Origin of the sequence: Streptomyces sp. NPDC006207 (assembly GCF_040613835.1) — a bacterium.
Taxonomy (GTDB): domain Bacteria; phylum Actinomycetota; class Actinomycetes; order Streptomycetales; family Streptomycetaceae; genus Actinacidiphila.
In genome coordinates, this window is sequence record NZ_JBEXSX010000017.1 from 94,839 (window position 1) to 118,111 (window position 23,273).

At 74.0% G+C, this 23,273-nt stretch carries 25 protein-coding genes, 1 pseudogene and 2 riboswitches; of the genes and pseudogenes, 9 read left to right on the top strand and 17 right to left on the bottom strand.

The window, feature by feature from the left end; all coding sequences use genetic code 11:
• Positions 1-77: 77 nt before the first annotated feature.
• The 4 genes from ABZ312_RS16320 to ABZ312_RS16335 all read right to left on the bottom strand — a co-directional run bounded on the left by ABZ312_RS16320 (position 78) and on the right by ABZ312_RS16335 (position 5,034).
• Complete coding sequence (locus ABZ312_RS16320; RefSeq protein WP_500323492.1) at positions 78-1,337, bottom strand: vWA domain-containing protein; 1,260 nt, start codon at positions 1,335-1,337, stop codon at positions 78-80.
• Positions 1,334-2,593, bottom strand: coding sequence for an AAA family ATPase (locus ABZ312_RS16325; RefSeq protein WP_500323490.1), 1,260 nt, complete (start codon positions 2,591-2,593; stop codon positions 1,334-1,336). The genes ABZ312_RS16320 and ABZ312_RS16325 overlap by 4 nt, the downstream gene beginning before the upstream one ends.
• A gap of 84 nt (positions 2,594-2,677) precedes the next feature.
• On the bottom strand, positions 2,678-4,102 hold the full coding sequence (locus ABZ312_RS16330) for a hypothetical protein (RefSeq protein WP_500437937.1): 1,425 nt from the start codon (positions 4,100-4,102) through the stop codon (positions 2,678-2,680).
• A gap of 152 nt (positions 4,103-4,254) precedes the next feature.
• Positions 4,255-5,034: an SDR family NAD(P)-dependent oxidoreductase gene (locus ABZ312_RS16335; protein WP_500323488.1), complete on the bottom strand. Its 780-nt coding sequence runs from the start codon at positions 5,032-5,034 to the stop codon at positions 4,255-4,257.
• Between the two features lie 61 nt (positions 5,035-5,095).
• Here ABZ312_RS16335 and ABZ312_RS16340 point away from each other — a divergent pair, with 61 nt between their 5' ends.
• The 3 genes from ABZ312_RS16340 to ABZ312_RS16350 all read left to right on the top strand — a co-directional run bounded on the left by ABZ312_RS16340 (position 5,096) and on the right by ABZ312_RS16350 (position 7,395).
• Positions 5,096-5,659: a TetR/AcrR family transcriptional regulator gene (locus ABZ312_RS16340; RefSeq protein ID WP_500437939.1), complete on the top strand. Its 564-nt coding sequence runs from the start codon at positions 5,096-5,098 to the stop codon at positions 5,657-5,659.
• A gap of 72 nt (positions 5,660-5,731) precedes the next feature.
• Entirely contained in the window at positions 5,732-6,412 is a 681-nt protein-coding gene (locus tag ABZ312_RS16345) for an NADPH-dependent F420 reductase (RefSeq protein ID WP_500323485.1), read from the top strand.
• A gap of 41 nt (positions 6,413-6,453) precedes the next feature.
• The gene (locus ABZ312_RS16350) at positions 6,454-7,395 is read left to right on the top strand and encodes an AraC family transcriptional regulator (RefSeq protein ID WP_500323483.1); all 942 of its coding nucleotides are present in this window, start codon (positions 6,454-6,456) and stop codon (positions 7,393-7,395) included.
• Positions 7,396-7,440: 45 nt separating this feature from the next.
• On the opposite strand, the gene ABZ312_RS16355 is transcribed toward ABZ312_RS16350, so the two are convergent.
• The 4 genes from ABZ312_RS16355 to rpmB form a co-directional block, all read right to left on the bottom strand.
• On the bottom strand, positions 7,441-8,142 hold the full coding sequence (locus tag ABZ312_RS16355) for an alpha/beta fold hydrolase (protein WP_500437941.1): 702 nt from the start codon (positions 8,140-8,142) through the stop codon (positions 7,441-7,443).
• A 197-nt stretch (positions 8,143-8,339) separates the two neighbouring features.
• A complete protein-coding gene (locus tag ABZ312_RS16360; protein WP_500323479.1) occupies positions 8,340-8,606 on the bottom strand; it encodes a type B 50S ribosomal protein L31 in 267 nt (88 codons plus the stop codon).
• A 78-nt stretch (positions 8,607-8,684) separates the two neighbouring features.
• On the bottom strand, positions 8,685-8,990 hold the full coding sequence (rpsN, locus tag ABZ312_RS16365; protein WP_500323477.1) for a 30S ribosomal protein S14: 306 nt from the start codon (positions 8,988-8,990) through the stop codon (positions 8,685-8,687).
• Complete coding sequence (rpmB, locus tag ABZ312_RS16370; RefSeq protein WP_499516046.1) at positions 8,990-9,226, bottom strand: 50S ribosomal protein L28; 237 nt, start codon at positions 9,224-9,226, stop codon at positions 8,990-8,992. Before rpmB ends, rpsN begins: the two co-directional genes overlap by 1 nt.
• An 80-nt stretch (positions 9,227-9,306) precedes the next feature.
• Between rpmB and ABZ312_RS16375 the strand changes: the two are divergent.
• The 3 genes and pseudogenes from ABZ312_RS16375 to rpmF form a co-directional block, all read left to right on the top strand.
• Positions 9,307-9,738 (top strand): annotated as a pseudogene (locus ABZ312_RS16375) (CobW C-terminal domain-containing protein); the annotation flags it as partial.
• A 123-nt stretch (positions 9,739-9,861) separates the two neighbouring features.
• The gene (gene rpsR / locus ABZ312_RS16380; protein WP_500360418.1) at positions 9,862-10,044 is read left to right on the top strand and encodes a 30S ribosomal protein S18; all 183 of its coding nucleotides are present in this window, start codon (positions 9,862-9,864) and stop codon (positions 10,042-10,044) included.
• 31 nt (positions 10,045-10,075) lie between these two features.
• Complete coding sequence (gene rpmF / locus ABZ312_RS16385) at positions 10,076-10,246, top strand: 50S ribosomal protein L32 (protein WP_500323475.1); 171 nt, start codon at positions 10,076-10,078, stop codon at positions 10,244-10,246.
• Between the two features lie 18 nt (positions 10,247-10,264).
• Here the strand turns inward: rpmF and ABZ312_RS16390 are convergent, their stop codons facing one another.
• From ABZ312_RS16390 to ABZ312_RS16425, 8 genes are all read right to left on the bottom strand, one after another.
• Positions 10,265-11,392, bottom strand: a complete 1,128-nt coding sequence (locus ABZ312_RS16390) for an LLM class flavin-dependent oxidoreductase (RefSeq protein WP_499516042.1) — start codon at positions 11,390-11,392, stop codon at positions 10,265-10,267.
• A gap of 14 nt (positions 11,393-11,406) precedes the next feature.
• Complete coding sequence (locus tag ABZ312_RS16395; protein WP_500437942.1) at positions 11,407-12,492, bottom strand: LLM class flavin-dependent oxidoreductase; 1,086 nt, start codon at positions 12,490-12,492, stop codon at positions 11,407-11,409.
• On the bottom strand, positions 12,489-13,865 hold the full coding sequence (locus tag ABZ312_RS16400) for an NtaA/DmoA family FMN-dependent monooxygenase (protein ID WP_500437944.1): 1,377 nt from the start codon (positions 13,863-13,865) through the stop codon (positions 12,489-12,491). Before ABZ312_RS16400 ends, ABZ312_RS16395 begins: the two co-directional genes overlap by 4 nt.
• Before the next feature lie 19 nt (positions 13,866-13,884).
• Positions 13,885-15,138, bottom strand: a complete 1,254-nt coding sequence (locus ABZ312_RS16405; RefSeq protein WP_500323471.1) for an LLM class flavin-dependent oxidoreductase — start codon at positions 15,136-15,138, stop codon at positions 13,885-13,887.
• Positions 15,139-15,405: 267 nt separating this feature from the next.
• Positions 15,406-16,143: a GNAT family N-acetyltransferase gene (locus ABZ312_RS16410; RefSeq protein ID WP_500323469.1), complete on the bottom strand. Its 738-nt coding sequence runs from the start codon at positions 16,141-16,143 to the stop codon at positions 15,406-15,408.
• Positions 16,144-16,183: 40 nt separating this feature from the next.
• Entirely contained in the window at positions 16,184-17,212 is a 1,029-nt protein-coding gene (locus ABZ312_RS16415; RefSeq protein WP_500323467.1) for an ABC transporter substrate-binding protein, read from the bottom strand.
• 76 nt (positions 17,213-17,288) lie between these two features.
• Positions 17,289-18,065 (bottom strand): amino acid ABC transporter ATP-binding protein, encoded by a 777-nt coding sequence (locus ABZ312_RS16420; protein WP_500360415.1) that lies wholly within the window; start codon positions 18,063-18,065, stop codon positions 17,289-17,291.
• Complete coding sequence (locus ABZ312_RS16425) at positions 18,062-19,066, bottom strand: amino acid ABC transporter permease (RefSeq protein WP_500323465.1); 1,005 nt, start codon at positions 19,064-19,066, stop codon at positions 18,062-18,064. The genes ABZ312_RS16420 and ABZ312_RS16425 overlap by 4 nt, the downstream gene beginning before the upstream one ends.
• A gap of 359 nt (positions 19,067-19,425) precedes the next feature.
• Positions 19,426-19,525: riboswitch (SAM riboswitch) on the bottom strand.
• A gap of 169 nt (positions 19,526-19,694) precedes the next feature.
• Positions 19,695-19,798, top strand: a riboswitch (SAM riboswitch).
• A gap of 201 nt (positions 19,799-19,999) precedes the next feature.
• Between ABZ312_RS16425 and ABZ312_RS16430 the strand changes: the two genes are divergently transcribed.
• Positions 20,000-20,785 carry a glutathione S-transferase C-terminal domain-containing protein gene (locus ABZ312_RS16430; RefSeq protein WP_500437946.1) on the top strand — a complete coding sequence of 262 codons (786 nt, stop codon included), beginning with the start codon at positions 20,000-20,002 and terminating at the stop codon, positions 20,783-20,785.
• Positions 20,786-20,860: 75 nt separating this feature from the next.
• Here the strand turns inward: ABZ312_RS16430 and ABZ312_RS16435 are convergent, their stop codons facing one another.
• Positions 20,861-21,367: a cupin domain-containing protein gene (locus ABZ312_RS16435; protein WP_500323463.1), complete on the bottom strand. Its 507-nt coding sequence runs from the start codon at positions 21,365-21,367 to the stop codon at positions 20,861-20,863.
• A 139-nt stretch (positions 21,368-21,506) separates the two neighbouring features.
• On the opposite strand from ABZ312_RS16435, the gene ABZ312_RS16440 reads away from it, so the two are divergent.
• Complete coding sequence (locus ABZ312_RS16440) at positions 21,507-21,941, top strand: RrF2 family transcriptional regulator (RefSeq protein WP_326570637.1); 435 nt, start codon at positions 21,507-21,509, stop codon at positions 21,939-21,941.
• Complete coding sequence (locus ABZ312_RS16445) at positions 21,938-22,855, top strand: DsbA family oxidoreductase (RefSeq protein ID WP_500323462.1); 918 nt, start codon at positions 21,938-21,940, stop codon at positions 22,853-22,855. The genes ABZ312_RS16440 and ABZ312_RS16445 overlap by 4 nt, the downstream gene beginning before the upstream one ends.
• Positions 22,856-23,273 lie beyond the last annotated feature (418 nt).

Below are 23,273 nucleotides of genomic sequence, written 5' to 3' on the forward strand. Positions count from 1 at the left end.
CTTAGGGTCCGCGGCCGACGCAGGGGAACGCCTGTGCACAGGGATTCTGACGGAACATGACATGTTCCCGGGCACCGTCACCCGGCGGGGCCGGACGACCCGATGACGACCACGCGCGCCCAGTCGGGCGGCGTGTCCGGCACGTAGTCGGGATCGTGCTCGCGCCACGAGCGGCGCCCGCCCTGGCGGGGGAACAGGCCCACGACCGTGCGGCAGGCCGGGCGCGCATCGGGCCAGGGCGTCTGACCGTCGGTCAGCACCACGACGACGTCCGGCCGGGGCCGTGTGCGCAGCGCCCGCGCGAAGCCGCTGCGCAGGTCCGTACCGCCACCGCCCACCAGCGGGATGTCCTCGGCACGGCACAGCGGGTGGGCGATCCGGGCCGCGGCGTCGCACGGCACCACGGTGACCAGGTCGCGACGGCCGCCCACGGCGCGGGCGATGGCGGCCACTTCGAGGAGCGCGCTGCCCAGTTCGGCGTCACTGACCGAGCCGGACGTGTCGATGACCACGCAGACCCTGGGCGGTCTGCGCCGCAGGCTCGGCAGGACGACGCCAGGCACACCGGCCGACCGGCGCGAGGGCCGTCCGTAGCTGTAGTCCTGGCCCGCGCCGGAACCGGAGGCCGCCGAGCGCACCGCCGCGCCCAGCAGTTCCCGCCACTGCTGCGGCGGATGGAACGCCTCCTCCGCCCACCGCCGCCAGCTCTTCGGCGCATGGCCCGGGCGGCCGTTGATGGCCTGCGCCACGCGGAAGCGGACGCCGTCCCGTTCCTGCTCGCTCAGGCCGTGGGCGCCCTCCGGGCCCAGGTCCCACTCGCGTTCGAGGCCGTCCGCGCCGCTGCCGCAGTCCAGCCAGACGAAGTCCTGCGTGAGCGGGCCGATCCCGAACCGCCCGAGGTAGTCCTCCATGAGCTGCCCGTCGGGGAGTCCCAGGGTCCTGGGGAGGACGGCGCCCTGAGGCGTGTCCAGCCCGTCCCCGAAGGCGTCGTCGTTGACCTCGCAGTCCGCGGCGATGTTCATCCGCAGCCGCTCCGCCGGGCCCTCCAGTCCCTGCTCCCGTGCGACGCGGTCACCGCGCCCGTGGTGGTCGCGCAGCAGGTGCGACACCTCGTGCACCCACACCCCGGCCAGTTCTTCGAGCGGCGTGCGGTCCACGAACCCCGGTGAGACGTAGCACCGCCAGTGCGCGTCGACGGCCATCGTCGGCACCCGCCGGGACTCCACGACGTGCAGCGCGAACAGGGCCGTCGCCAGATAGGGGCGGACCCGGGCGGCGTACAGCCGGGCGGCGAAGAGCTTCTCGAGGTCCAGCGCCACCGGCGCCTGCGCGTTCACCGGCCGGCCTTCGCGACGAGCCCGGCCCCGGTCCGGTCGGCGGCCCGGTCGGCGCGCCGGGACAGGGACACCACTGCGGCCAGCCGCTCGATGGCCGCGGGGACGTCCCATTCCTCGCGGCGCAGCGAGGCGAGCGTGGTGGCCGGGACGACGACCAGATCCGGGGCCCCGGTCTCCAGGGCCCGGACCAGCAGGGCCCACGCCGCGTCCCAGCGCGACTTCTCCGGCCGGTTGCGGACGGCGTCCACCACACCGTCCAGGACGGCCTGGCGCAGGTCCCCGCGCTCGGGCAGGACGGCGCCGGCCGGGTCGGCGAGCAGTTCCTCGGGGTCGGGGAGGTCCATGCGGTCCATGCTCGCCAGCAGCTCCAGCCCCGGACCGTCCCCGACGGCACCTCTGACGAGCAGGGAGAGCACGTCCCGGGAGGCGTCGGCCGCGGTCGCGAAGGCGATCAGGCACAGCGTCATCTCCCAGCTCCGGGGGGACGGCCAGGCGCCGCCGCGGCGGGTCTCGTTGGTGGGGAGGCGGTGGACGAGGCCTGGGCGGGCGGCGAGGAGCCCGCACACCGCGCGGCGGGCGAAGTCCACGGCACCGGGCAGCTTCCCGGGGTCGAGCCGTGGCAGCGTCGCCCGGGGCCAGGTGCCGCCGAGGCCGCGGACCACCACGTCGTGGTCGTGCGTCCACTGCAGGTGGACGAAGCGGTTGGCCAGCGGCGCGCTCAGTTCCCAGCCGTCGGCCGCCGAGGAGCGGGGGTTCGCGGCGGCCACGATCCGGACCCCGGGCGGCAGCCGCAGGGCGCCGATCCGCCGTTCGAGCACGAGACGGAGCAGGGCCGCCTGCACCGCGGGCGGCGCGGTGGACAGCTCGTCGAGGAAGAGCAGGCCCCGGCCGGCCCGGACCAGCCGGACCGCCCAGTCCGGCGGGGCCATCGGGACGCCCTGTTCGGCGGGGTCGTCCCCGACGACGGGCAGCCCGGAGAAGTCGGACGGCTCGTGGACGCTGGCGATCACCGTGGTCAGCGGGAGGTCGAGGGCGGCGGCGAGCTGGGTGAGCGCCGCGGTCTTGCCGACCCCGGGCTCGCCCCACAGGAGCACGGGCAGGTCGGCGGCGACGGCCAGAGTGAGGGCCTCCAGCTGGGTGTCGGGGCGCGGTTCGGTGGTGGTGTCGCGCAGCAGGGTCAAAAGGGCGTCTGCGACGTCGAGTTGGGGGGCGGAGTCCGGGTCGGCGGGCAGGGTGGACAGGGCGGACGTGGGCATGGGTGATCACCTCGGGGGTCTGAGAAGCCGAAAGCCGAAAAGCGGTACGGGAGCGTGCGCGGGGACACCGCGCACGCCCCGGGGTCAGCGGGAGGCGCGCTGCCGCGGGTGCGGCCGGCCGGGGCGGGAACGGGTGCGGGGTGCCGGGAAGCGGTCGCGCGGCGGCACCCGCCCGGGGGCGGGCCCGGCGAGACCTGCCCTGAACAGGCCGTAGACGATGCGCCGTTGGGCGGCCGCCTCCAGTTCGTCCCGCAGCGGTCCGTCGCGGAGCACCGCGCCGGGACCGAGCAGTCCCTCGACGACGGCCAGCGCGCCGGCGGTGTCGCCGTGGTCGAGGCGTGCCCTTACGTCGGCGAGGGATTCCGGACGCCGGTGCGCCCGGTCGATCGCCTGCAGGCAGGGCAGCGGGGTACCGGTCAGCGCGACCAGCAGTTCCTCGCGGCGGATCTCTTCCGGGTCATGGTCCAGCGCGGTCAGGACGCCGTCGACCAGGCCGATCCGGTGCGGTGCGCCCCGGCACTCCACGACGCGCGGTCGTCCCGGCCGCCCCCGCGGCAGGGACGGACCGGACGGCGTGTGATCCGGTACGAGCGCGGCGGCGACCAGCGGGTGCAGCCCGTCGGCGCCGATCAGTCCGGCGTCGAGCAGTTCGAGGTCCGGCGGCACCCAGGTCGCCGCGTCCGGCAGCACCGGCAGCGCCCGGGCGCCGCCACGGTCCGCGGGCGCCGCCGAGATCCACGCGATGGGCGCTCCTGTGCCGTCACCGTCGCCGGTCACCTCCACCAGCAGCCGGTGGCGGGAGCCCAGGCGCACGGTGACGGCACCGCTGGTGCGGCCCTCGGCACGCAGCACCCTCCGCGCCTCGTCCGCCCACCGGTCGACCGCGCAGCGCTGGTACGGCGGCAGTGGCCCGGGCGGTTCCGGGTCCGGGAGGGGAGGCAGGTCGGCGGACTCGCGGCCGGTTCCGGCGCGCAGCGGCAGTTCACCGGTTCTGCGCGCGTCCCACAGGTGGCGGTGCAGGTCGAGACGGAACCGCCGGTGGGGACGGGCGTGCGGATGGTGGAGGGCACCCGCGCCGGGGTGGTCCGGGTCCCACAGGGCGAGGCTGATCCGCTGCCCGCCGTCCGCCCACGCCGGCGGGGTCCGGACGACGAGGTGCACCTGGTCGCCGCCCTCCGGCTCCGCGGCCCCGTACCCGGCCAGGGAGATGGTCAGGCCCGGACGCAGCAGACCGTCGGGGGCGACCCTGGGCATGTGCCAGCGCAGCAGGTCGGGGACCAGATGCCGGAGGTCGGCCCGGACCCGGGCCGCGAGTTCCCGGCCGTGGGTACGGGCGAGGGAACGCAGGTTGAGGTCGACGTCGATGCCGGCGGCGGCACAGGCCCCGGCCCAGTCACCGCCTCGGCGGCGGGCGGTCGCGGTCTCGACCATGGAGGGCGGCACGGCGAACTCGCGCACGCGCAGCCAGAAGGAGAGGCGGGAATCCTCGTTCGCGGTCTGAGTGAGCATCAGCACTCACCTTGCGCGGACAGGTCCCCCAATCTGGAAGGAGAGTCAGTTGTCATCGCGGGGATCATAGCGTTCCCGTCACGATCTGTCAGGCCCTCACCCGGCACCGACGCCCCGGCACCGGGCGCCGCCAGGCTCCGCGGGGGCCCGGGTCACGTCACGGAGCGGATGGTGCCGCCGTCCACGCGGATCGTGGCGCCGCTGACGTAGTCCGCGTAGGGGCTCGCCAGGTAGGCGACGGCGCCCGCGATCTCCTCGGGCCGGCCGAAGCGGCCGATGTCGTTGGGCACGAAGTCCCGCGCGGCGTTGCGTTCGATCTCCTGCCACGACCGGCCCCAGCCGCGCTCCGGCGCGAGTCCGGTGATCAGGTCCTGCACCGCGTCGACGAGGATCGCCCCGGGGGAGACCACGTTGGAGGTCACCCCGGTGTCCTTCAGCTCCCGCGCCAGGGAGACGGCCAGGTTGTGCCGCGCGGCGAGCGACGCGTTGTAGTGGGGCTGCATCGCGATCGGCTGCGAGGCGAGCCCGCCGCCGATCTGGATCACCCGGCCCCAGCCGCGCTCGCGCATCCCGGGCACCAGCCGCTGGATCATGCGGACGCCCGAGACCACGTTGACCTCGTACGTCCGCAGCCACTCCACCGCGGTGGCCTCGGCCCAGCCGACGTGGTCGTACGAACCGGCGTTGTTGACCAGGACGTCGACCTCGCCGGCGACCCGGGCCACCGCGTCGGCGCCCTCGTCCGTGGCGAGGTCGCCGATCGCCGCGGCGACGGCCCCGGTCCTCTCCGCCACCTCGCGCGTGCGCGCCTCGTCCCGTCCGTGCACCACGACGTCGGCGCCCTCCGCGGCGAGCAGCGCGGCGATCGCCGCGCCGAGGCCGGAGCTGGAACCGGTCACCAGGGCCCGGCGGCCGGTCAGGTTCAGATCCATCGCAGTGTCCTTCCGATCATGTATACACCCGTAGACATGACTCCAGTCTACACTCGTCAACATGACGACTCCGCGACGCCGCGACGCGGCCGCCACCAAGGAGGCCATCCTGCGTGCGGGCATCGAGGCCTTCACCCGGCACGGCTACGACGGCGTCGGAGTGCGGGAGATCGCCAAGGCCGCCGGGGTCACCGCGATGCTGGTGGGCCGCTACTTCGGCTCCAAGGAAGGGCTCTTCGCCGAGGTGGTGGAGGCGTCCATGACCGAGCGCACGGTCCTCACCAGCGACCCGGCCACCCTCGCCCGAGACGTGGCCGCCGCACTCGTCCGCCGGACCGCGCCGGAAGCCGACAGCCTCGACCCGTTCCTCCTCATGCTGCGCTCGGCACCCAACCCCCGCGCCGCGGAGATCCTGCGGTCCGGCATCGAGAACCACGTCGAGGCCCATCTGCTCGACGCCGCACCGCAGCTGCGGGGGACCGACCGCGCCGCCATGGCCCTCTCGGTCGTCGCGGGCTTCTGGCTGATGCGCACGATCATCGGCAGCACCGCGATCAACGGCACCGACGAGGCGGCCCTCGCCCGGAGGCTGGAACAGGTGTTCGCCCTGCTCCTCGACGGCTGACCACACTCCCGTTTTGCCCGGTCTTTGCGGCTCCGCGGAAACAGAATCGCGGGGTCCGGGGTTGCGACCTACATGGCGACTCTTGGACTGATCGGCAGCGGATCCATCGGCGGCACCCTGGCGCGGCTCGCCGTGGACGCGGGCCTGGACGTGGTGCTCAGCAACTCACGCGGACCGGAGACCCTCGACGGCCTGGTGGCCGATCTGGGCCCCCGGGCACGCGCGGCGACCCCGGCGGAGGCCGCCGCGGCGGGCGACTGGGTCGTGGTGACGATCCCGCTCAGGGCCTTCGACCAGGTCCCCGCGGCCCCGCTGACCGGGAAGACGGTCATCGACACCGGCAACTACTACCCCCAGCGCGACGGCCGGATCGCCGCGCTCGAGGACGGGACCAGCACGGAGAGCGAACTGCTCCAGGGCCACCTGCCCGACGCCCACGTGGTGAAGGCGTTCAACAACATCTTCTTCCGTCACCTCGCCGCACTCGCCCGCCCGAAGGGCTCGCCCGACCGGACCGCCCTGCCGATCGCCGGCGACGACCCGGTCGCCGTCGCGCACGCCACGGAACTCCTCGACGTGCTCGGCTACGACGCGGTCGGCTACGGCACCCTCGCCGACAGTTGGCGTTCGCAGCCCGGCACCCCCGTGTACGGCCTGCCCTACGCGGGCGGCGAGGCGGACTTCTCGAAGGCCACGGCGACCCCAACGTCCGCCGACACGATCCGGGCCGCTCTCGCCGCCGCCACCCGCTGAAGGACGGACCCCGCGGCAGCGCCGACAGCGCCGGAGGACACGTGACCGATCCGCTGACCGACGTCCTGGGCCTGCTCGACCTGCGCAGCGCACACTTCGCCCGGCTGGAGGCCCAGGAGCCGTGGGCCGTCGGCTTCCCCGGCTACCGGCACATCAAGTTCGGCGCCGTGCTCCTCGGCAGCTGCCGGATCGCGGTGACCGGCTCCGGGGCCCCGGAGCCGGTCACCCTGAAGGAGGGCGACTGCTACCTGATCGGCGGTGGCCGTGGCTACGAACTGGCGGGCGGTCCCGAGGTCCCGGCGGTGCCGAGCGACGAGGTCTTCGCCGGCTTCAGGCCCGGGAACACGGTCCGGATCGGCACGGCGCCCGACGCGGTCCTGGTGGGCTGCGGATTCGACCTCGACGAGGCCAACGCCGCCGTACTCCTGGACGTGCTGCCGCCCCTGATCCACGTCGGCGCCGGGTCCACCGCGGCGGAGGGCATCCGGGCGGCGCTCGAACTGCTCCGCGTGGAGACCGGCGAGCCCGCGCTCGGCACCCCCTTCGTGACCGAGCGGCTGGCGCACGTCCTGCTGGTCCACCTGCTCAGGGCGCACGTCGCCGAGCACGGGCCAGAGGGCGGCGCCTGGCTCACCGCGCTCGCCGACCGGCACGTCGGGGCCGCGCTGGGGCTGATGCACGACCGGCCCGCACACCCCTGGACCGTCGCCGAACTCGCCGGGAAGAGCGGGATGTCGAGGTCCCGGTTCGCCGACAGGTTCACCAGGACCGTGGGCGTCCCGCCGCTGGAGTACCTCGCGGGCTGGCGCATCCGCTCCGCGGCGCGGGAGCTGAGGACGGGCGACCGCACCGTCGCCTCGATCGCGGCGCGCTGGGGCTACGGCTCCGAGAGTTCGTTCAGCCACGCCTTCAAGCGCGTCATGGGGTCCTCGCCCGGACGCTACCGCGCGGCGGGACCGCACCGCCCCGAAGGGGCGCGGTGAGGGCCCCGGAGATCTCCGGGGCCCTCACCGGCCGGGGCGCGCCGGTCAGTGGCCGGCGTCGGTGGTGATCAGCTTGGCCAGCTCCCCGGGCATGGACAGGAAGGGCGAGTGGCCCGAGGGCACCCGGTGGGTGCGCTGCGCGCGGGCCGCCATGGCCTCCTGGAACTCCGGGGCGAGCGCCGTGTCCCGCTCGGTGAGGACGTAGGTGGAGGGCACCGTCTTCCAGGCGGCGGCGGTGAGGGGTTCGCAGAAGGACCTGGCCGTCTGGAGGACCAGGCGCGCGGTGGCGTCCTCCGCGTCCTGCGGTGCGGCGTCCCCGTAGAAGGCGGCCTTGGCGTCCTCGTAGTGCCCGTGCGCGGACAGCGAGGCGACGCCGGCGCCGGAGAACTTGCCACCGCTCATGCCGTCGATGGACTCGCCCTCGTCGAGCACGAAGGCGGAGAGGTAGACGATCCGGGACACGTTCGGCGCGTCCGCGGCGGCCTGCGTGACGGGGATGCCCGCGTAGGAGTGGGCGAGGACGGTCACCGGGCCGGCGACGGCGTCCAGGCGCTCGCGGACGGCCCGCGCGTCGTCGTGCATCCCGGCCGTGTTCCCTTCGTCGGCCGAGGCGCTCGGCAGGTCGACGGTCTCGACCCGCCAGCCCAGCGCGGTGAGTTCGGGGACGAGCCTGTCGAAGCACCAGGCGCCGTGCCAGGCGCCGTGGACGAGGAGGATGGCGGGCCGGCTGTTGTCTGCAGTGGTCATGTGAGGCCTTTGGTACACGGTCGGGAACGCGGACGTCGGTGACGCCCTCCGTCACCGACCGTAGTTCCGGGGCCTGCGGCGGACCATGCGCGTCCGTCCGGCGTTCTTGAGCGCGCGTCCCGCGTACGCGCGCGGGGCGGGGCGGCACCCGGCACCGGGGGCCGGTGTCCGGGCGCCGCCGAGGAGCGCGGCGAGCGTCAGCTTGCGTCGTGTGCCGCGTCCCCGTTCCCGTAGCGGCGCCGGAACCGCTCGACGCGGCCGGCGGTGTCCACCACGCGGGCGGTGCCGGTGTAGAACGGGTGGCTCGCGGAGGAGATCTCCACGTCCACGACGGGGTAGACGTTGCCGTCCTCCCAGACGACGGTCTTCCCGCTGGTCATCGTGGAGCGGGTGAGGAAGGCGAAGTCCGCCGCCCGGTCGCGGAAGACGACGGGACGGTAGTCGGGGTGGATGCCGGGTTTCACGGGTTCTCCGAGACGTGTCGTGCGGCCCGCGGGGGCCGGTGGTGGGGCGTGCCGGGGTGGGGCGTGCCGGGGGCGGTGTCACCAGGAGGCCTTGCGCACGCCGGGGAGGTGGCCCACGTGGGCCTGGGCGCGCACGTTGATCCGGGAGAGGCCGAACGCCCGCAGGTGACCGCGGGGCCGCCCGTCGAGGGCGTCCCGGTTGCGGACCCGGGTGGCGCTGGCGTCGCGGGGCTGCCGGTCCAGCACCCGCCGCGCCGCGGCCTTCTCCTGCGGGGTGGCCGTGGGCCGGCGCAGGACGTCCTTCAGCTCGGCGCGGCGTGCGGCGAACCGCGCGACGACGGCCTTGCGCCGCTCGTTCTTCGCGATCTTGCCGGTCCTGGCCATCAGACCTTCCCTCCCCGCGCGCGGATGACGGCGACGGCCTTCTCGATGCCGATGCGGTCCACGGTCCTGATGCCCTTGGCGCTCAGCGTGAGCCGGACGGTGCGGCCCTCGCCGGGCAGCCAGTAGCGCTTGTGCTGGACGTTCGGGTCGAAGCGGCGCCTGGTGCGCCGGTGCGAGTGCGAGACGGAGTTGCCGAAGCCGGGCTTGCGGCCGGTGAGTTGGCAGTGTGCGGGCATGACGGTCCGTTCTGTCGTCCGGTGGGCCGGCGGAGAGCTTATTGGAAATGAAAACCAGTTCTGTATAGTATCCGCCATGGACCCTGGTGTGGCGCGCCGCCCGCCCCTTCCACCCTGGCCGGCTGCACGCGGCGCTGGAGGACCTCAGCTGCGCCGCCGCCCGCAGCCGCGGCCGCTTCTGGCTGGCCGACCACCCCGACACCCTGTTCTCCTGGGAGGCGGCCGGTGGTGCGCTGTGCATCGAGGACGTCGGGCCGTGGCTCGCCGCACTGCCCGACACGGCATGGGAGACCGTGCCGGCCGAACGGCGCGTGGCGGCCGCCCTGGACTGGCATCCCGAACACGGCGACCGCGGCCAGCACCTCGCCTTCACCTCGCCCGGCCTCGACCGCGAAGGGCTGACGGCCACCCTCGACCGCTGCCTGCTCACGGACGCCGAGTACGCGATCGGACCGGCCGGCTGGCGCCGCCTCCCCCACGCCTTCGACGACTTCCTCGACCACGCGGCCTGAACCGCACGCCGCCACGACCACCGGAGACAGCACCATGACGACCGTCCACACCCCACGGCCACGGCCAAGGGCAGGGGCAGGGGCCGGGGCAAGGACGCCCGCAAGCCCCGCCCCAATCCGCTCATCGCCGTGGGCATCGAGTACGTCGACTACAAGGACACCGACCTGCTGCGGAAGTTCGTCTCCGACCGGGGCAAGATCCGCAGCCGGCGGGTCACCCACGTCACGGCCCGGCAGCAGCGGGCCCTCGCGCGGGCGGTGAAGAACGCCCGCGAGATGGCCCTGCTGCCGTACGCCTCCCGCTGACCGCACGCCCACCACCCGTACAGGAGCCCCGATGGCCGTACCCAAACGCAAGACCTCCCGCAGCAACACCCGTCACCGCCGGGCCGGGTGGAAGGCGGCGGCTCCCCACCTGGTCCCGGTCACCGCCGACGGCCGTGAACAGCTGGTGCCGGTCCACCTCGTCGCAGCGTTCCGGCGCGGCCTGCTGCCCGGGCGGGACTGACCGCGCCGCGCCGGACCGTCAGCGGCGGTGCCACTCCTCGGCCAGGAGCCGGTGGGAACGGACCCGGTCCTCGTGGTCGTGGGTGATGGTGGTCACGATCAACTCGTCGGCGCCGGTGGCCTCCTGGAGCTGCTCCAGCTGGTCGGCGACACGCTGCGGCGAGCCGACGAACTGGGTCTCGACCCGGTCGGCCACCAGCGCCCGGTCCGCTTCCGTCCACGGGTGCGCCCGGGCCTGTCCGGGGGTGGGGAACTCGATGGCGCCCTCGGCGGTCCGGATGCTGCGGACCCAGGGGGCGTAGCCGGTGGCGAGCTCACGGGCCCTCGCGTCGTCCTGCGCGACGACGACGTCGGCGGAGACGCTGACGTAGGGCTTGTCGAGCACGCCGCCCGGCTGGAAGGCGGCACGGTAGCCGTCGACCGCCTCCAGGACGCTGCCCGGGCTGACGTGGTAGTTCGCGGCGAAGTGCAGTCCGTGGCGGCCGGCGACCTCGGCGCTCTGGCCGCCGCTGCTGCCGAGGATCCACACCTGGACGTCGGCACCCTCCCCCGGCACGACGTGCGCCTCGACGCCGTCCGCCGAGCGGTAGGTGCCGCGCAGCAGCGCCAGGATGTCGTCGACCTGCTCGCCGTAGTCCTGGGAGCGGGCGCCCGGCTGCTGGAGGAGGTGCCGCTGGAGCGCGATGCGCGGTGAGCCGAGCAGGTGCTCGAAGGAGAACTTCGGCGGGATCCGCAGCCCGCCCGGCGTCCGGCCGTCCACGACGGGTGTCGTGGTCGGCACCGGGTCCGGCGTACCGCCCGGCGGGCGTCCGCCGGAGCGGCCGAGCCCCAGGTCGAGCCGCCCCGGGTGCAGGGCGTCGATGAGGCCGAACTCCTCGACCGTGGACAGGGCGGTGCGGTGGCCGAGCTGGACGGCCCCCGAGCCGAGCCGGATCGTGGAGGTCGCGGCCGCGGTGAGGGCCAGCAGGACGGCGGGCGAGGTGCCGGCGACACCCGGGTTGAGGTGGTGCTCGGCGAACCAGTAGCGGGCGTAGCCGGACTCCTCGGCCCGCCGCGCGAGGTCGATGCTGTTGCGCAGGGCGTCGGCGGCGGTGGAGCCGGACGATATCGGGACGAGGTCGAGGACTCCGAGCGGTGTGCGGGACACGATGGGCGTTCTCCTCAGCGATGGGCGGGTTCGGGCGAGGACGGGGCCGGGGCCGGGCCCCAGGCGAACGGCGGGTCCGGGATGGCGCGCCGCAGCACCGGGGCGACCTCGGACTGGAAGAGCTCGAGCGAGCGGCGGTGCCGGTCGGGGGACAGCCCGCCCGCGTCCGCGTGGACGTGCAGCACCGTGTGGCCGAACCGCTCGTGGTAACGGTGGACCTTGTCGACGACCTGCTGCGGGCTGCCGACCAGCGCCGAACTGCGCGCCACGAAGTCCTCCAGCGTCGGGAAGACCGGTTCCAGGCCGAGCCGCTTCTGGAACGCCGACTGCGCCTCGAACACCCGGCGGTAGGCGGCGACCGCCTCCTGGGAGGTGCGGGCGACGTACAGGCCGGCCGTCCCGGCGCCGACCGCGATGCGGGCCGGGTCGTGGCCGTGGTGGGCCCAGCGTTCGCGGTAGTGGCGGATCAGTTCCGCGTACGGCTCGACGGGGTGGGTGACGTTCGCCGAGAACAGGGGGTCCCCGTAGCGCGCGGCGAGGTCCACCGACTCCTTGCTGGTGGCGCTGCCGTGCCACACCCGGATCGGCTGCTGCAGCGGCCGCGGCCATGCCTGCGCGTCCTTCAGCGCGGGACGGAACCGGGTGTCGGCGGTCACCTTCCCCTCCCGCCAGAGCCGGCGGAACACCTCGTAGCTCTCGGCGTTGCGGTCCCACTGGTCCTCGGGGGTGACGTGGAACAGCTCGCGCTGCGCCGTGCCGTTGCCCTTGCCGATGATCAGCTCCAGGCGGCCGCCGGACAGGTGGTCCAGCGTCGCGTAGTCCTCGTAGGCCCGCACCGGGTCGAGGAGGCTGAGCGTGGTCACCGCGGTGAACAGCCGGATCCGGGAGGTGAGGGCGGCGATGTGGCTGAGCACGACGGGCGGTGAGGAGGAGAGGAACGGCCGCTCGTGGCGCTCCCCCACGCCGAAGCCGTCGAAGCCCAGTTCCTCGGCCAGCAGCGCGTTGTCGAGCACCTCGCGGAACCGCGCGGCGGTCGGCTTCAGCGCCCCGGTCACCGGGTCCGGGGCGTGCACGATCAGGGTGATGGCCAGGAACCTCACGACGCGTCCCGCTCCGCCGCGGCGCCGGCGTCGGGGTGGGCGAGACCGAGGTGGTCGCGCAGCGTCGTCCCCTCGTAGTCGGCGCGGAACGCACCCCGCTCCTGGAGCAGCGGGACGACGGTGTCGGCGAAGCCGTCCAGGCCACCCGGGGTGACGTGCGGGACGAGGATGAAGCCGTCGGCGGCGTCGCCCTGCACGAAGTCGTCGATGGTCGCGGCGACGGTGGCCGGGGATCCCACGAAGGACTGGCGGTTGCCGGTCTCGATGACCAGGTCGCGGATCGACCACTTGTTGGCGGCGGCGAGCTCCCGCCACTCGCGGGCGGTGGTCAGCGGGTCGCGGTACATGCGCACCTGGGCACGGCCGCGGGCGACGGTGTGCTCTCCGGGATCGGGGTCGACGTCCGGGAGCGGGCCGTCCGGGTCGTAGGCGGACAGGTCGCGGTTCCAGACGAACTCCAGGTGCTTGATCGCGGTGGCCCCGCTGACCTGCTGCCGCCGCACCTCGCGGGCCAGTTCGGCGGCCTCGGCGTCGGTGTCGCCGAGCACGAAGGTCGCGGCGGGCAGGATGAGCAACTGGCCGGGACTGCGGCCGTACTTGGGCAGGCGGCCCTTGACGTCGCGGTAGAAGGGCCGGCCCTCCTCGAAGGTGCTGTACCGGCTGAAGATGGCGTCGGCGTCGGCTGCCGCGAACTCCCGGCCCTCCTCGGAGTCGCCGGCCTGGAAGATCACGGGGCGCCCCTGCGGGCTGCGCGGGACGTTGAACTGCCCGTGGATGTCGAAGTGGTGCCCCTTGTGCACGAAGGATCCGGCCCGCGCGTCGCGCAGGAAGGTGCCGGTCGCCCGGTCGGCGACGATCTCGTCGCCCCGCCAGGAGTCGAGGAGCTCGCCCGCGGTGGCCAGGAACTCCTTCGCGCGGGAGTAGCGCTCCTCCTGCGGGAGGAAGCCGCCGCGGCGGAAGTTCTCCCCGGTGAAGGCGTCCCAGGAGGTGACGACGTTCCAGGCGGAGCGCCCGCCGGAGAGGTGGTCGAGGCTGGCGAACTGCCGGGCCACCTCGTAGGGCTCGTTGAAGGTGGAGTTGATGGTGCCGGTGAGCCCGATGCGCTCGGTGACGGCGGCGAGCGCGGCGAGGACGGTGAAGGTGTCGGGGCGGCCGACCACGTCCAGGTCGTAGATCCTGCCGCCCTGTTCGCGCAGGCGCAGGCCCTCGGCGAGGAACAGGAAGTCGAACTTGGCGCGTTCGGCGGTCCGGGCGAAGTGCGCGAAGGAGCCGAACTCGATGTGGCTGCCGGCCTGCGGGTCACTCCACACGGTGGTGTTGTTGACACCGGGGAAGTGGGCGGCCAGGTGGATCTGCTTGCGCGGCTTGCTCATGGCGTACGGTTCCTCCGGCTCAGGCGGTCGCGCTGGTGGCGGCGTAGCGGTTGGCGGGGCGGGCCAGACCGAGCAGGCCGCGCAGGGTGCGGGCCTCGTAGGCGTCCCGGAACGCGCCGCGGCGCCGCAGTTCGGGCACGAGCCCCCGGGTGATGGCCGGCAGGTCGTGGCCGATCACCCCCGGGCGCAGCCGGAAGCCCGTGAGCCCGGCCCGCCGCCACTCCAGCAGGAGGTCCGCGAGGCCTGCGGGCGTGCCGGCGAAGACCTTCGCGTCGCTGGTGTACGACGTGCCGGCGAGGCCGTCCAGTCGCTCCAGGCGGGCCCGCGCCGCTCCGGCGTCGTCGTCGAGGAGGACCACGAGGTCGCCGAAGATGTGCAGGGGCTCGCGCTCCCGGCCGGCCGCCTCCTGGGCGGCACGTATCCCGGTGACGATCGAGCGGGCCTGGTCGCCGTCGTGCGGGGTCACGTATCCGATGTCCGCGGAGCGGGCCACGAGCCGGAACGGCACGTCGCTGTGGGCGAGGGCGCTGACGACGGGCTGGCCCTGGGGCGGCCGCGGCGTGATGGAGGGGCCCTTGACGCTGAAGTGCCGGCCCTCGAAGTCGACGTAGTGGAGCTTGTCGCGGTCGATGAAGCGGCCGGTGGCGACGTCGCGGATCTCGGCGTCGTCCTCCCAGCTGTCCCAGAGGCGGCGCACCACCTCGACGTAGTCGGCCGCCTCGTCGAAGAGGTCGGTGACCAGCTCCCGTACCGCCGGGGTGTCCAGGTCCTCGATGCCGAACGGGGGGATGGCGCGCCTGCCGAAGTGCGCGGCCTCGTTCCGCCGGGCCGAGACCTGGACGCGCAGTCCGGCCCGGCCGGTGCTCACGTAGTCGAGGGTGGCGATGGCCTTGGAGAGGTGGAACGGCTCGGTGTGGGTGGCGACCACCGTCGGCACGAGACCGATGTGCCGGGTCAGCGGGGCCACGCGCGCGGCGATCAGGACGGCGTCGAGACGACCGCGCACCTGGTCGGTGCGTCCGTCGGGTTCGGTGAAGTGGGACGACTGCGGACCGAGGGAGTCCTCGATCGTCACGAAGTCGAGCAGCCCCCGCTCGGCCTCGGTGACCACGTCCTGCCAGTAGCGGGCGGTGAGCAGTTCACGGGGCCGGGCCGTCGGCTCGCGCCAGGCGGCCGGGTGCCAGCCGGCCCCGTCGAGGGCCACGGCCAGGTGCAGCGGGGCGTTCGGCGAGGAAGCGGGAAGAGGGTACGGCGAAGGGATGTCCGAGGACATGGGAGGGGCCTTCCTGATCGACCACGGGTCTCAGCGGCCCTCGTCGGGAGGGCCGGCGGCGGGAACGGGGGTCAGGAACGACAGAGGGAGGCGGCCACGCGCTGCAGGTCGATGTGCGCGCGGGAGTAGAGCAGGGGAGCGCGGTGTGGGGCGGGGACCACGAGGGACACGCGGGACGGCGTCGGCACGGACCTCACCTCCGCTCTGTCCGGATGCGGCGGGCGGCACGGCGCGCCCGTACTTCTCCTGTCAACGGAAACGCCTTCCCTAGCCGGTCTGTTCCCCCGGGCCGCCCGGGGTTCGCAGGAAGAGGAAGGTCGTCCGGCGGCGCAAGGTGAACCCGATCGACTCGTAGAGCCGGATCGCACCGGTGTTGACGGCGGCGGCATGCAGGAACGGGGTCTCCCGGCGGTCCCTGATCCCCGCGGCTACGGCCCGTACCAGCCGGGTCGCCAGGCCCCGGCCACGGTGACCGGGGTGGGTGCACACCGCGCTGATCTCCGTCCATCCCGGGGTCCGCAGTCGTTCCCCGGCCATGGCGACCAGGCGTCCGCCGTCCCGGATGCCGAGGTAGGTGCCGAGTTCGACGGTCCTGGGGAGGAAGGGGCCCGGCTTGGTGAGGGCGATGAGTTCCAGGATCTCGGGGACCTCGGCGGCGCCCAGTCGCACCGCCTCCGGGGCGTGTTCGGCGCGCAGTGAGGTGTCGACGAGCTGCACCCCCATCCCGCCCTCGACGAGTTCCCATCCGTCCGGCGGCTGCTGGGCGCCGGTGACCGCGACGGCCGCCCCCGGCCCGGCGAGCACGGTCAGGTCCGCCCAGGCCCGCGGATCGGCCGGGTCGGACAGCGCGGTGAACGGGGAGACGTCGGCGGGGTAGCGGGCGGCGAGGCCGACGCGCTCGGCGAACCGGGCGTGCGGACCGGTGAGCGCCGCCCAGGCGGGGTTGTCCAGGACGTGCGGTGCCGCCGGGCTGTGCGGGCGGTCCGCGGGGATGCTGAGGGACATGGCTGCCGGATCTCCGTACGGTCGTGCGGCGGACGGGGCGTCAGGAGTTGTCGAGCGGCAGTCCGGGCGGGTTGACCTCCGAGGTGCCGACGGCCTCGTTGGACAGGTTCCAGGCGGCGAGCCACTTGGCGTACTGCCCGTTCTCGATCAGGTGGTTGACCGCGGCCGCGACCGGCTTCGCGAGCCCGCTGTCCTTCTTCGCGGTCGCGGCGATCAGGCCCTGCAGGCTCGCACCGGCGCCGGAGAACTTGCCCGCGTTGCGGGTGGGGTGGGGGGTCGTGGCGACCTGGGTGACGTGGTAGGCGATGCCGGGGTTGGGGCCGAAGTAGGCGTCGATCTTCCCGCCGCTGAGCGCCAGATAGGTGCTGTTGTTGTCGGGGAAGTACTTGACGGTCAGCTCCTTGCCCTCCGTCTGGAGCTTCTTCCGCCACTCCAGGAGGATCTTCTCCTGGTTGGTGCCGGACCCGACCGCGACGGTCTTCCCGGCGAGGTTCCGGTAGTCGTCGGCGAAGTTCCAGGTGCTGTCCTTGAGGACCTCGAAGGCCAGGTTGTCCTCCCGGTAGGAGGCGAACTCGTACTTCCGCTTGCGTTCCTCGGTGTCGGTGACGTTGGAGAAGGCCACGTCGACCTTGCCGCTGTCGATGCCGACGAAGAGGTTCTCCCACGTCGAGTTCTTGAGCCGGGGCTTGAGCCCCAGCACCGCCGCGACCAGACGGCCGAGGTCGGGCTCGGCGCCGGTGAGGGTCTTCTGGTCGCTGCCGACGTACGCCAGCGGCGCGAAGCCGGCGGGCAGCGCGCCGACGCCGATGACCAGCTCACCTTTGTCGGCGACGGCCTTGGGCAGTCCGGCGCTGATGGACTTCACCTCCGTCACCTTCAGCGTGGTCTCCTTGGCCGCGCCGTTGGACAGGCTGCCCACGGTGACCGTTCCGGTGGAGGATCCCGCGCCGATGGTGGCGGAGGCCTCGCTGTCGCTCCCGCAGGCGGCGAGTCCGCCGGCGAGGAGGGTGAGGGCGGCGGTGGCCGTCAGGGTACGGATGAGTCTGCCGCGAGGGCGAAGAGTGCGCATGGCCGTCCTTGTCCGTTGTCTGTCGTTCGTCGTTCGTCGTTCGTCGTTCGGTGGTCCGTGGAGCGCGGGGAAGCGGTCAGAGGACCTTGCTGAGGAATTCCTTCGTCCGCTCGTGTTCGGGGTGGTTCAGCACCCGGTCGGGCGGGCCCTGTTCGACGATCCGGCCCTCGTCGAGGAAGACGACGCGGTCGGCGACCTCCCGGGCGAAGCCGATCTCGTGGGTGACGATCACGAGGGTGGTGCCGCTGGTGGCCAGGTCCTTGATGACGGACAGCACCTCGCCGACGAGCTCCGGGTCGAGGGCGGAGGTGGGTTCGTCGAAGAGGATCACGCCGGGGCGCAGGGCGAGGGCCCGGGCGATGGCCACGCGCTGCTGCTGGCCACCGGACAACTGCCGGGGATAGGCCGCGGTCCGGTCGGCCAGCCCCACCCGGCCGAGCAGGGTGCGGGCCAGCTCGCGCGCCTCCGGCTTGCGCAACCGGCCGGTCGCCACCGGGGCGGCGGCCACGTTGTCGAGCACGGTGAGGTGCGGGAAGAGGTTGAAGTTCTGGAAGACGAAGCCGATCCGGCTGCGCTGGATGAGGATCACCCGCTCGCTCAGTTCCCTGAGGCGGGTGCCGTGCCGGCGTACGCCGATGAGCTCCCCGTCCAGGCTGACGTGACCGGCCTCGGGCTTCTCCAGGTGGTTGATGACCCGCAGCAGCGTGGACTTGCCGGAACCGGACGGCCCGATGACGACGGTGACCTCCCCGGGCCGGACCGTCAGGCTGATCCCGTCCAGCACCCGGTGGGCGCCGTACCACTTGTGCACGTCGTGGACCTCGACGGCGGCCGGCCGTATGTCGGTGGTCATGTCGCGGTCTCCGTCCGGACGCGGGCCCGCAGGTCGCCCAGGGCGATCCGCAGTTTCTGCAGGGGGGTCGGCGGGACGGTGCGCAGCGCGCCGCGCGAGTAGTGCCGCTCGACGTAGAACTGGACGACGGAGACGACGCTGGTGAGGATCACGTACCAGACGGTGGCGACCAGCAGCAGCGGCACGATGTCGCCGGGGTAGGTGCTGCCCATGCTCTGGACCGAGCCGAACAGGTCGAGCAGCGAGACGTAGAAGACCAGCGAGGTCCCCTTGATCAGCCCGATGAGCTGGTTGACGTAGTTGGGGACGACGGACCGCAATGCCTGCGGAAGCACGATCCTGGCGAACTGGTAGCGCTTCGGCAGGCCGAGTGCGGCGGCCGCCTCGTGCTGGCCCTGGTCCACCGAGAGGATTCCGGCCCTCACCACCTCGGAGGCGTAGGCCGCCTCGTTCAGGCTCAGACCCACGACGGCCACCACCAGGTCGGTGGCGAGCCTGGACTCGTCGAAGGTGAGGAAGGCCGGCCCGAAGGGCACGCCCAGGCTCAACGTCCGGTACAGCGCACTGAAGTTGTACAGGAACAGCAGCACGACGATGAGCGGCACCGAGCGGAACAGCCAGGTGTACGTCCAGCTGACGGCGCGCAGCACGGGGCTGCCGGAGAGCCTGGCCAGTGCGAGCGCGATCCCGCCGAGCAGGCCGAGCACAGCGCTGTACGCGGCCACCTCCAGGGTGATGAGCAGCCCGTCCAGGATCACCGGCCGGACGAACCAGTACGCGAAGCGGTCCCACTGGTAGAAGGGGTTGGTCACCAGGCCGTGGGCGATCTGGGCGACGAACACGAGCACGACCGCGGTGGCGATCCAGCGTCCGCGCCGCCGCAGCGGCAACACCCGCTGTGCGGTGGGGGGTCGTGGTGCGGGGAGCGTTCCGCCGGCGGGCGTTCCGGGCGGGGGCGGCGCCGGCCGGGAGGACACGGCGATGCCGGATGGTTCGGTCATGGGGGACTCCAGCGGTTCGGTACGCCCCGGTCGCGCACGCGGCAGCGGCCCCGCCGGGATCGGGTGTCCGGCGGGCGTGGCGATGGGACGGGGAGGCGGGCGGAGCGGGCCCGGGCGGGCCCGGGCGGGAGGGCACGCCCCCGCGTCAGCGGCGGGGGCCGGGGTTCAGGAAGCCGTCAGCCTTGACAGAGGGCGCGACAGTGCGCGGTACACGCGCAACAGGAGGCGCCGGGGACGTGGTGCGCGGCGACGGGGAGCCGCGGGTGCGACGGGACGCGGCCGTGGGGCCGCTGTGCGGCCGTCCCCGGGGCTGCGTGCATCGTCGTCACCGTTCCGCCCCGCGGGGCCTCGCGTCCGCCGTCGTCATCGGACCGTCCGGTCCGGTCGTCATCCGGGGCGTCCCACCGCGACACGGGGGCCGCCGGCCGGCGAGCCGGGCTCGCGCCGGAGCTCATGACCGATCTGCGGCGTAAGTTAGGCACGGCCCACTGGGAATGTCAACGACGCCGTCTCACATCGTGAACGGTCCGATGAGACGCGTACGCGTCCCTTGACGCACGGGGTTTGACGACTCGACACTGATGGGCAGGTCACGATCGTCAGCGCCCACCACACCGCCCCGCGGCACGGTGGGTCATCGGCCCCGGCCCGCTGACCGGCAACCCTCACATCGCGGTGGGGTGCCCCGGGTGACGACCTGGTCCCGCCGGCGCGGCGGGGCAAGCGCGGTCCCGCGTCCTGCGGGCCCCGAGCCGGGGAGGTGGACATGCCCAGGGCACGCGCCCTCCTCCTCACCCGACGTCTGCACATCGACTTCCTGCGCGTCTGCAGCTCGTTCGGCGCGGCCGGCTGACCTCCACCCAGGACCTTCAGCCGTCCCGCCGCCGGTGCCCCCAGGGGTCGACCGGCGGCCCGCCACGCCTTGGAGAGGGCATGACCGAGACGATCCCGCTCGACCCCGCACTCCACGTCTCCTGTTCGGCGCTGCCGCGCGCGTCCCGTCCCGACCGCTTCCGCAGCCGCATCGGTGTCGACCTCGCCGGCGGCTTCTACCCCGCGCCACGCCGGTACGAGCTGTTCCTGTCGCCGGGGTGCCCGCTCTCGCAACGGGTCGCCATCACCCTCGACCTGCTGGGGCTGCGCGACTCCGTCGTCACGACGCCCGTCCCCGCGGGGGCCGCCGGCGACACCGCCCTCGCCGCGCTGCGCGCGGCCTACGAGGCCACGTGGCACCACTACGACGGACCGCTCACCGTGCCCGCGCTGTGCGACCGGTGGACCGGGCGGGTCGTCAGCAACCACACCCCGGACATCCTCGGCGACCTCGCGGGCCGCCTCGGCGCCGAGGGCTGCGCCTCCGTACCCCCGCTGTGTTCCCCGGCCCTCCTGCCCGACATCGAGGCCCTCCGGCACACGGTCGACACGGGCGTGACGAGAGCCGCCCAACTGGCCGCGGACGGGGCACCGGCCGACCGTGACGCAGCCCTGCGGACCCTGCACGCCACCCTCGACATGCTGGACCGCCGGCTGGCCTGCGGGCCCTACGTCCTGGGTGGCCACCTGACCGCCGCCGACGTCGACGTGTGGGTGGCCCTCTCCCACCTCGCGAGCGGTCTGCTCTGCTCCTACGGCCGCCTCACGGCGTACGTCGCCCGTCTCGGCGGGCACCCGGCGTTCCGTGCGCAGCGGACGGCCGCCGATCTCGCGTCCGCACCCTGACGCACACAGCCGTCCCCGCCCTCGCCACGGGGGCGGAGGTCGGGGACGGCTGCGTGCGTCCGCGGGTCCGGCCGCTCAGGCGTCCTCGGCCGGAAGGGCGTACAGACCGGGGAGGTTGACCACGACGGCCTCCTGGGTGCTGCGGGCGATGACGACCACGGCCTCCTGCGCGGGGTCCGGGTTCTCCTCGCGGTGCGGCACGAACGGGGGGACGAAGACGTAGTCGCCGGGCGAGGTGCGCAGGCGCACCTCCTCGGGCGCGTCGCCCGAGTCGTCCAGGAAGACGAACTCGGGGTGCCCGCTCACCACGTAGATCGCGGTCTCGGACGCGCCGTGGTGGTGGTCGGAGGACGCCGTCGCCGGGGCCACGTGGGTCTGGCCCATCCACAGCTTCTCGGAGCCCACGGTCCGTCCGCTGACGGCGGCGAACCTGCGCATCCCGCCGGTCTGCGCCGTCCCGCCGTCCAGGGCCCCCGCGCGGATGTGGTGCAGCCGGGTCCGCAGGGGCGCAGCCGCCTGCCCGGGCGCGTCGTGGAGATGGGGGTGGAAGCCTTCACCGGGGTTCGTCAGGGGCTCGCTCATGGCCGGGACGCTAGAGCGGCCCCGAAAAGGATGTCAAGAAGTGTCCTTTGTGCTTCACCTGCGGCAATGCTGCCGCAATGTACGGAGCACGGCGGCCGAACCCCCGGGCCGGGCGGGCCGGTTGGGGCATGATGGGCCCATGCATATCTCCGCGAAGGCGGACTACGCCACGCGGGCTCTGCTGGAGCTCGCCTGTGAGCCTGCCCGCCCCCTGACCTGCGAGGCCATCGCCTCCGCGCAGCAGATCCCGTTCCGCTTCCTGAAGTCCGTGGTGAGCGAACTGCGCAAGGCCGGCCTGGTGCGCAGTCAGCGCGGCTGCGAGGGCGGCTACTGGCTCGGCCGGCCCGCCGGCGAGATCACCCTGCTGGACGTGGCGCGCGCGGTGGACGGCGAGTTGATCACCCTGCGGGGGGAGTCGCTGGCCGGGCTCGGATACCCCGGTCCGGCCGCCGGACTACCCGGGGTGTGGCGCCAGGTCGAGGCGGGCGCGGCGGCGGTCCTCGGCGGGGTGACCCTCGCCTCGCTCCTGCCCGCGGCCGCCGCGGAGCGGCTGGACCGGAAGGGAGCCGCGTGACGGCCCCGCCTGCCCCGCCCGCCGTGGAGGTGGTGGAGTACACCGATCCGCTGTGCCCCTGGGCCTGGGGTTCGGAACCGGTGTTCCGCAGGCTGCGGGCCGCGCTGGGCGGCCGGGTGCGCTGGCGCCGCGTGCACGGCGTCCTGTTCGACGCCGACGACGACCCAGCCCCCGACCCGGCCGCGGAGACCGCCTGGTACGCGCGGCACGTCGAGGAGATCAGCGCGCACACCCGGGCGCCGCGGGCGCGGCGGCTGAGCCGGGTGGCGGCCAGCTCCTGGCCCGCCTCGCTGGCCGCCAAGGCGGCCGAGCTGCAGGGCGAGGAGGTGGCCGGGCGGGTGCTGCGCCGGCTCCGGGAGACCGTGTTCGTGCTCGGGGAGCCGGCCGACACGCCCGCGCTCGCACTGGCCGCGGTACGGGGCGCGCCGGGACTGGACCCGGTACGGCTCGCGGCCGACGCGGCGGCCGACGACGTCCTGGCGCGGGTACGGGCCGACCGGGCGGAGGCACGGCGCCCGGTGCGCGAGGCGCTGGCGGCGCGCGGCCCGTCGCCGCACCCCGGAGCGGCGAAGGAGACCGGCGGCGGCGGGTACCGGTACGCGCTGCCGACGCTGCTCGTACGCGCCCCGGCCGGGCAGCGCGTGGTGCCCGGCTGGCGGCCCTACGAGGAGTACGCCTCCGCCGTCGAGGAGTTGTGCCCGGGACTGCTGCGGACCCCGGATCCGCTGCCGCCGGACGAGGCGCTGCGGCGCTACCGGAGCCTCACCGATCCCGAGCGGGCCCTGCTGGTCACCGGGGCCTGGCCGCCACCGGAGGCGGTCCGGGTGGACACCGGGAGCGGCCCCCTGTGGCTGCACCCCGAGGAGGCCGCGACGCACCCGGCCACCGCTCGCGGTGCTCGCGCCGTGCGCTGACGGGGCTCTGATCCGCCGTCACGGACCCGTCCCGCCAAATGAGACACCAATTGGTGTCTATTGACAGCCGCTCGCGGCGCTCGCCAGGATGAGCAGCATGCTCACGACGCACCCCGGTGTGGTGTGCCGCTACGTGGACCTGCGGCGCACCTGCAGCGCCCTCTGTCGCTGACCGGCCGCCCACCACGGCCCACAGGCGCCTGACCGCATCCGTCAGCACCGGCCGCGCCGCCGCCCCGTCGAGCCGCGCCCGCCGTCCGCGCCGCCCCTTCCGCGCTTCGCCGCCTTCTCCCACCGCATCCCGGTGAGCCCCCGCGTACCCCCGATCGCCCTGCCCTGAGCGCGGCGTGCCCGGCGTCTGCCCGCCAGACCCCGTCGGCACGGCCGTACCGGCACGGGACGGCCTCGGGCGCGGGTG

What these genes read in the sequence shown, in the direction of transcription:
- ABZ312_RS16330 (WP_500437937.1), bottom strand. Translation starts at nt 4,102, where the DNA reads ATGCTCACTCAGACCGCGAACGAGGATTCCCGCCTCTCCTTCTGGCTG.
- ABZ312_RS16325 (WP_500323490.1), bottom strand. Translation starts at nt 2,593, where the DNA reads ATGCCCACGTCCGCCCTGTCCACCCTGCCCGCCGACCCGGACTCCGCC.
- ABZ312_RS16340 (WP_500437939.1), top strand. Translation starts at nt 5,096, where the DNA reads ATGACGACTCCGCGACGCCGCGACGCGGCCGCCACCAAGGAGGCCATC.
- rpsN (WP_500323477.1), bottom strand. Translation starts at nt 8,990, where the DNA reads ATGGCCAGGACCGGCAAGATCGCGAAGAACGAGCGGCGCAAGGCCGTC.
- ABZ312_RS16335 (WP_500323488.1), bottom strand. Translation starts at nt 5,034, where the DNA reads ATGGATCTGAACCTGACCGGCCGCCGGGCCCTGGTGACCGGTTCCAGC.
- ABZ312_RS16355 (WP_500437941.1), bottom strand. Translation starts at nt 8,142, where the DNA reads ATGACCACTGCAGACAACAGCCGGCCCGCCATCCTCCTCGTCCACGGC.
- ABZ312_RS16345 (WP_500323485.1), top strand. Translation starts at nt 5,732, where the DNA reads ATGGCGACTCTTGGACTGATCGGCAGCGGATCCATCGGCGGCACCCTG.
- ABZ312_RS16410 (WP_500323469.1), bottom strand. Translation starts at nt 16,143, where the DNA reads ATGTCCCTCAGCATCCCCGCGGACCGCCCGCACAGCCCGGCGGCACCG.
- ABZ312_RS16425 (WP_500323465.1), bottom strand. Translation starts at nt 19,066, where the DNA reads ATGACCGAACCATCCGGCATCGCCGTGTCCTCCCGGCCGGCGCCGCCC.
- rpmB (WP_499516046.1), bottom strand. Translation starts at nt 9,226, where the DNA reads ATGCCCGCACACTGCCAACTCACCGGCCGCAAGCCCGGCTTCGGCAAC.
- ABZ312_RS16420 (WP_500360415.1), bottom strand. Translation starts at nt 18,065, where the DNA reads ATGACCACCGACATACGGCCGGCCGCCGTCGAGGTCCACGACGTGCAC.
- rpmF (WP_500323475.1), top strand. Translation starts at nt 10,076, where the DNA reads ATGGCCGTACCCAAACGCAAGACCTCCCGCAGCAACACCCGTCACCGC.
- ABZ312_RS16430 (WP_500437946.1), top strand. Translation starts at nt 20,000, where the DNA reads ATGACCGAGACGATCCCGCTCGACCCCGCACTCCACGTCTCCTGTTCG.
- ABZ312_RS16440 (WP_326570637.1), top strand. Translation starts at nt 21,507, where the DNA reads ATGCATATCTCCGCGAAGGCGGACTACGCCACGCGGGCTCTGCTGGAG.
- ABZ312_RS16400 (WP_500437944.1), bottom strand. Translation starts at nt 13,865, where the DNA reads ATGAGCAAGCCGCGCAAGCAGATCCACCTGGCCGCCCACTTCCCCGGT.
- ABZ312_RS16405 (WP_500323471.1), bottom strand. Translation starts at nt 15,138, where the DNA reads ATGTCCTCGGACATCCCTTCGCCGTACCCTCTTCCCGCTTCCTCGCCG.
- ABZ312_RS16435 (WP_500323463.1), bottom strand. Translation starts at nt 21,367, where the DNA reads ATGAGCGAGCCCCTGACGAACCCCGGTGAAGGCTTCCACCCCCATCTC.
- ABZ312_RS16415 (WP_500323467.1), bottom strand. Translation starts at nt 17,212, where the DNA reads ATGCGCACTCTTCGCCCTCGCGGCAGACTCATCCGTACCCTGACGGCC.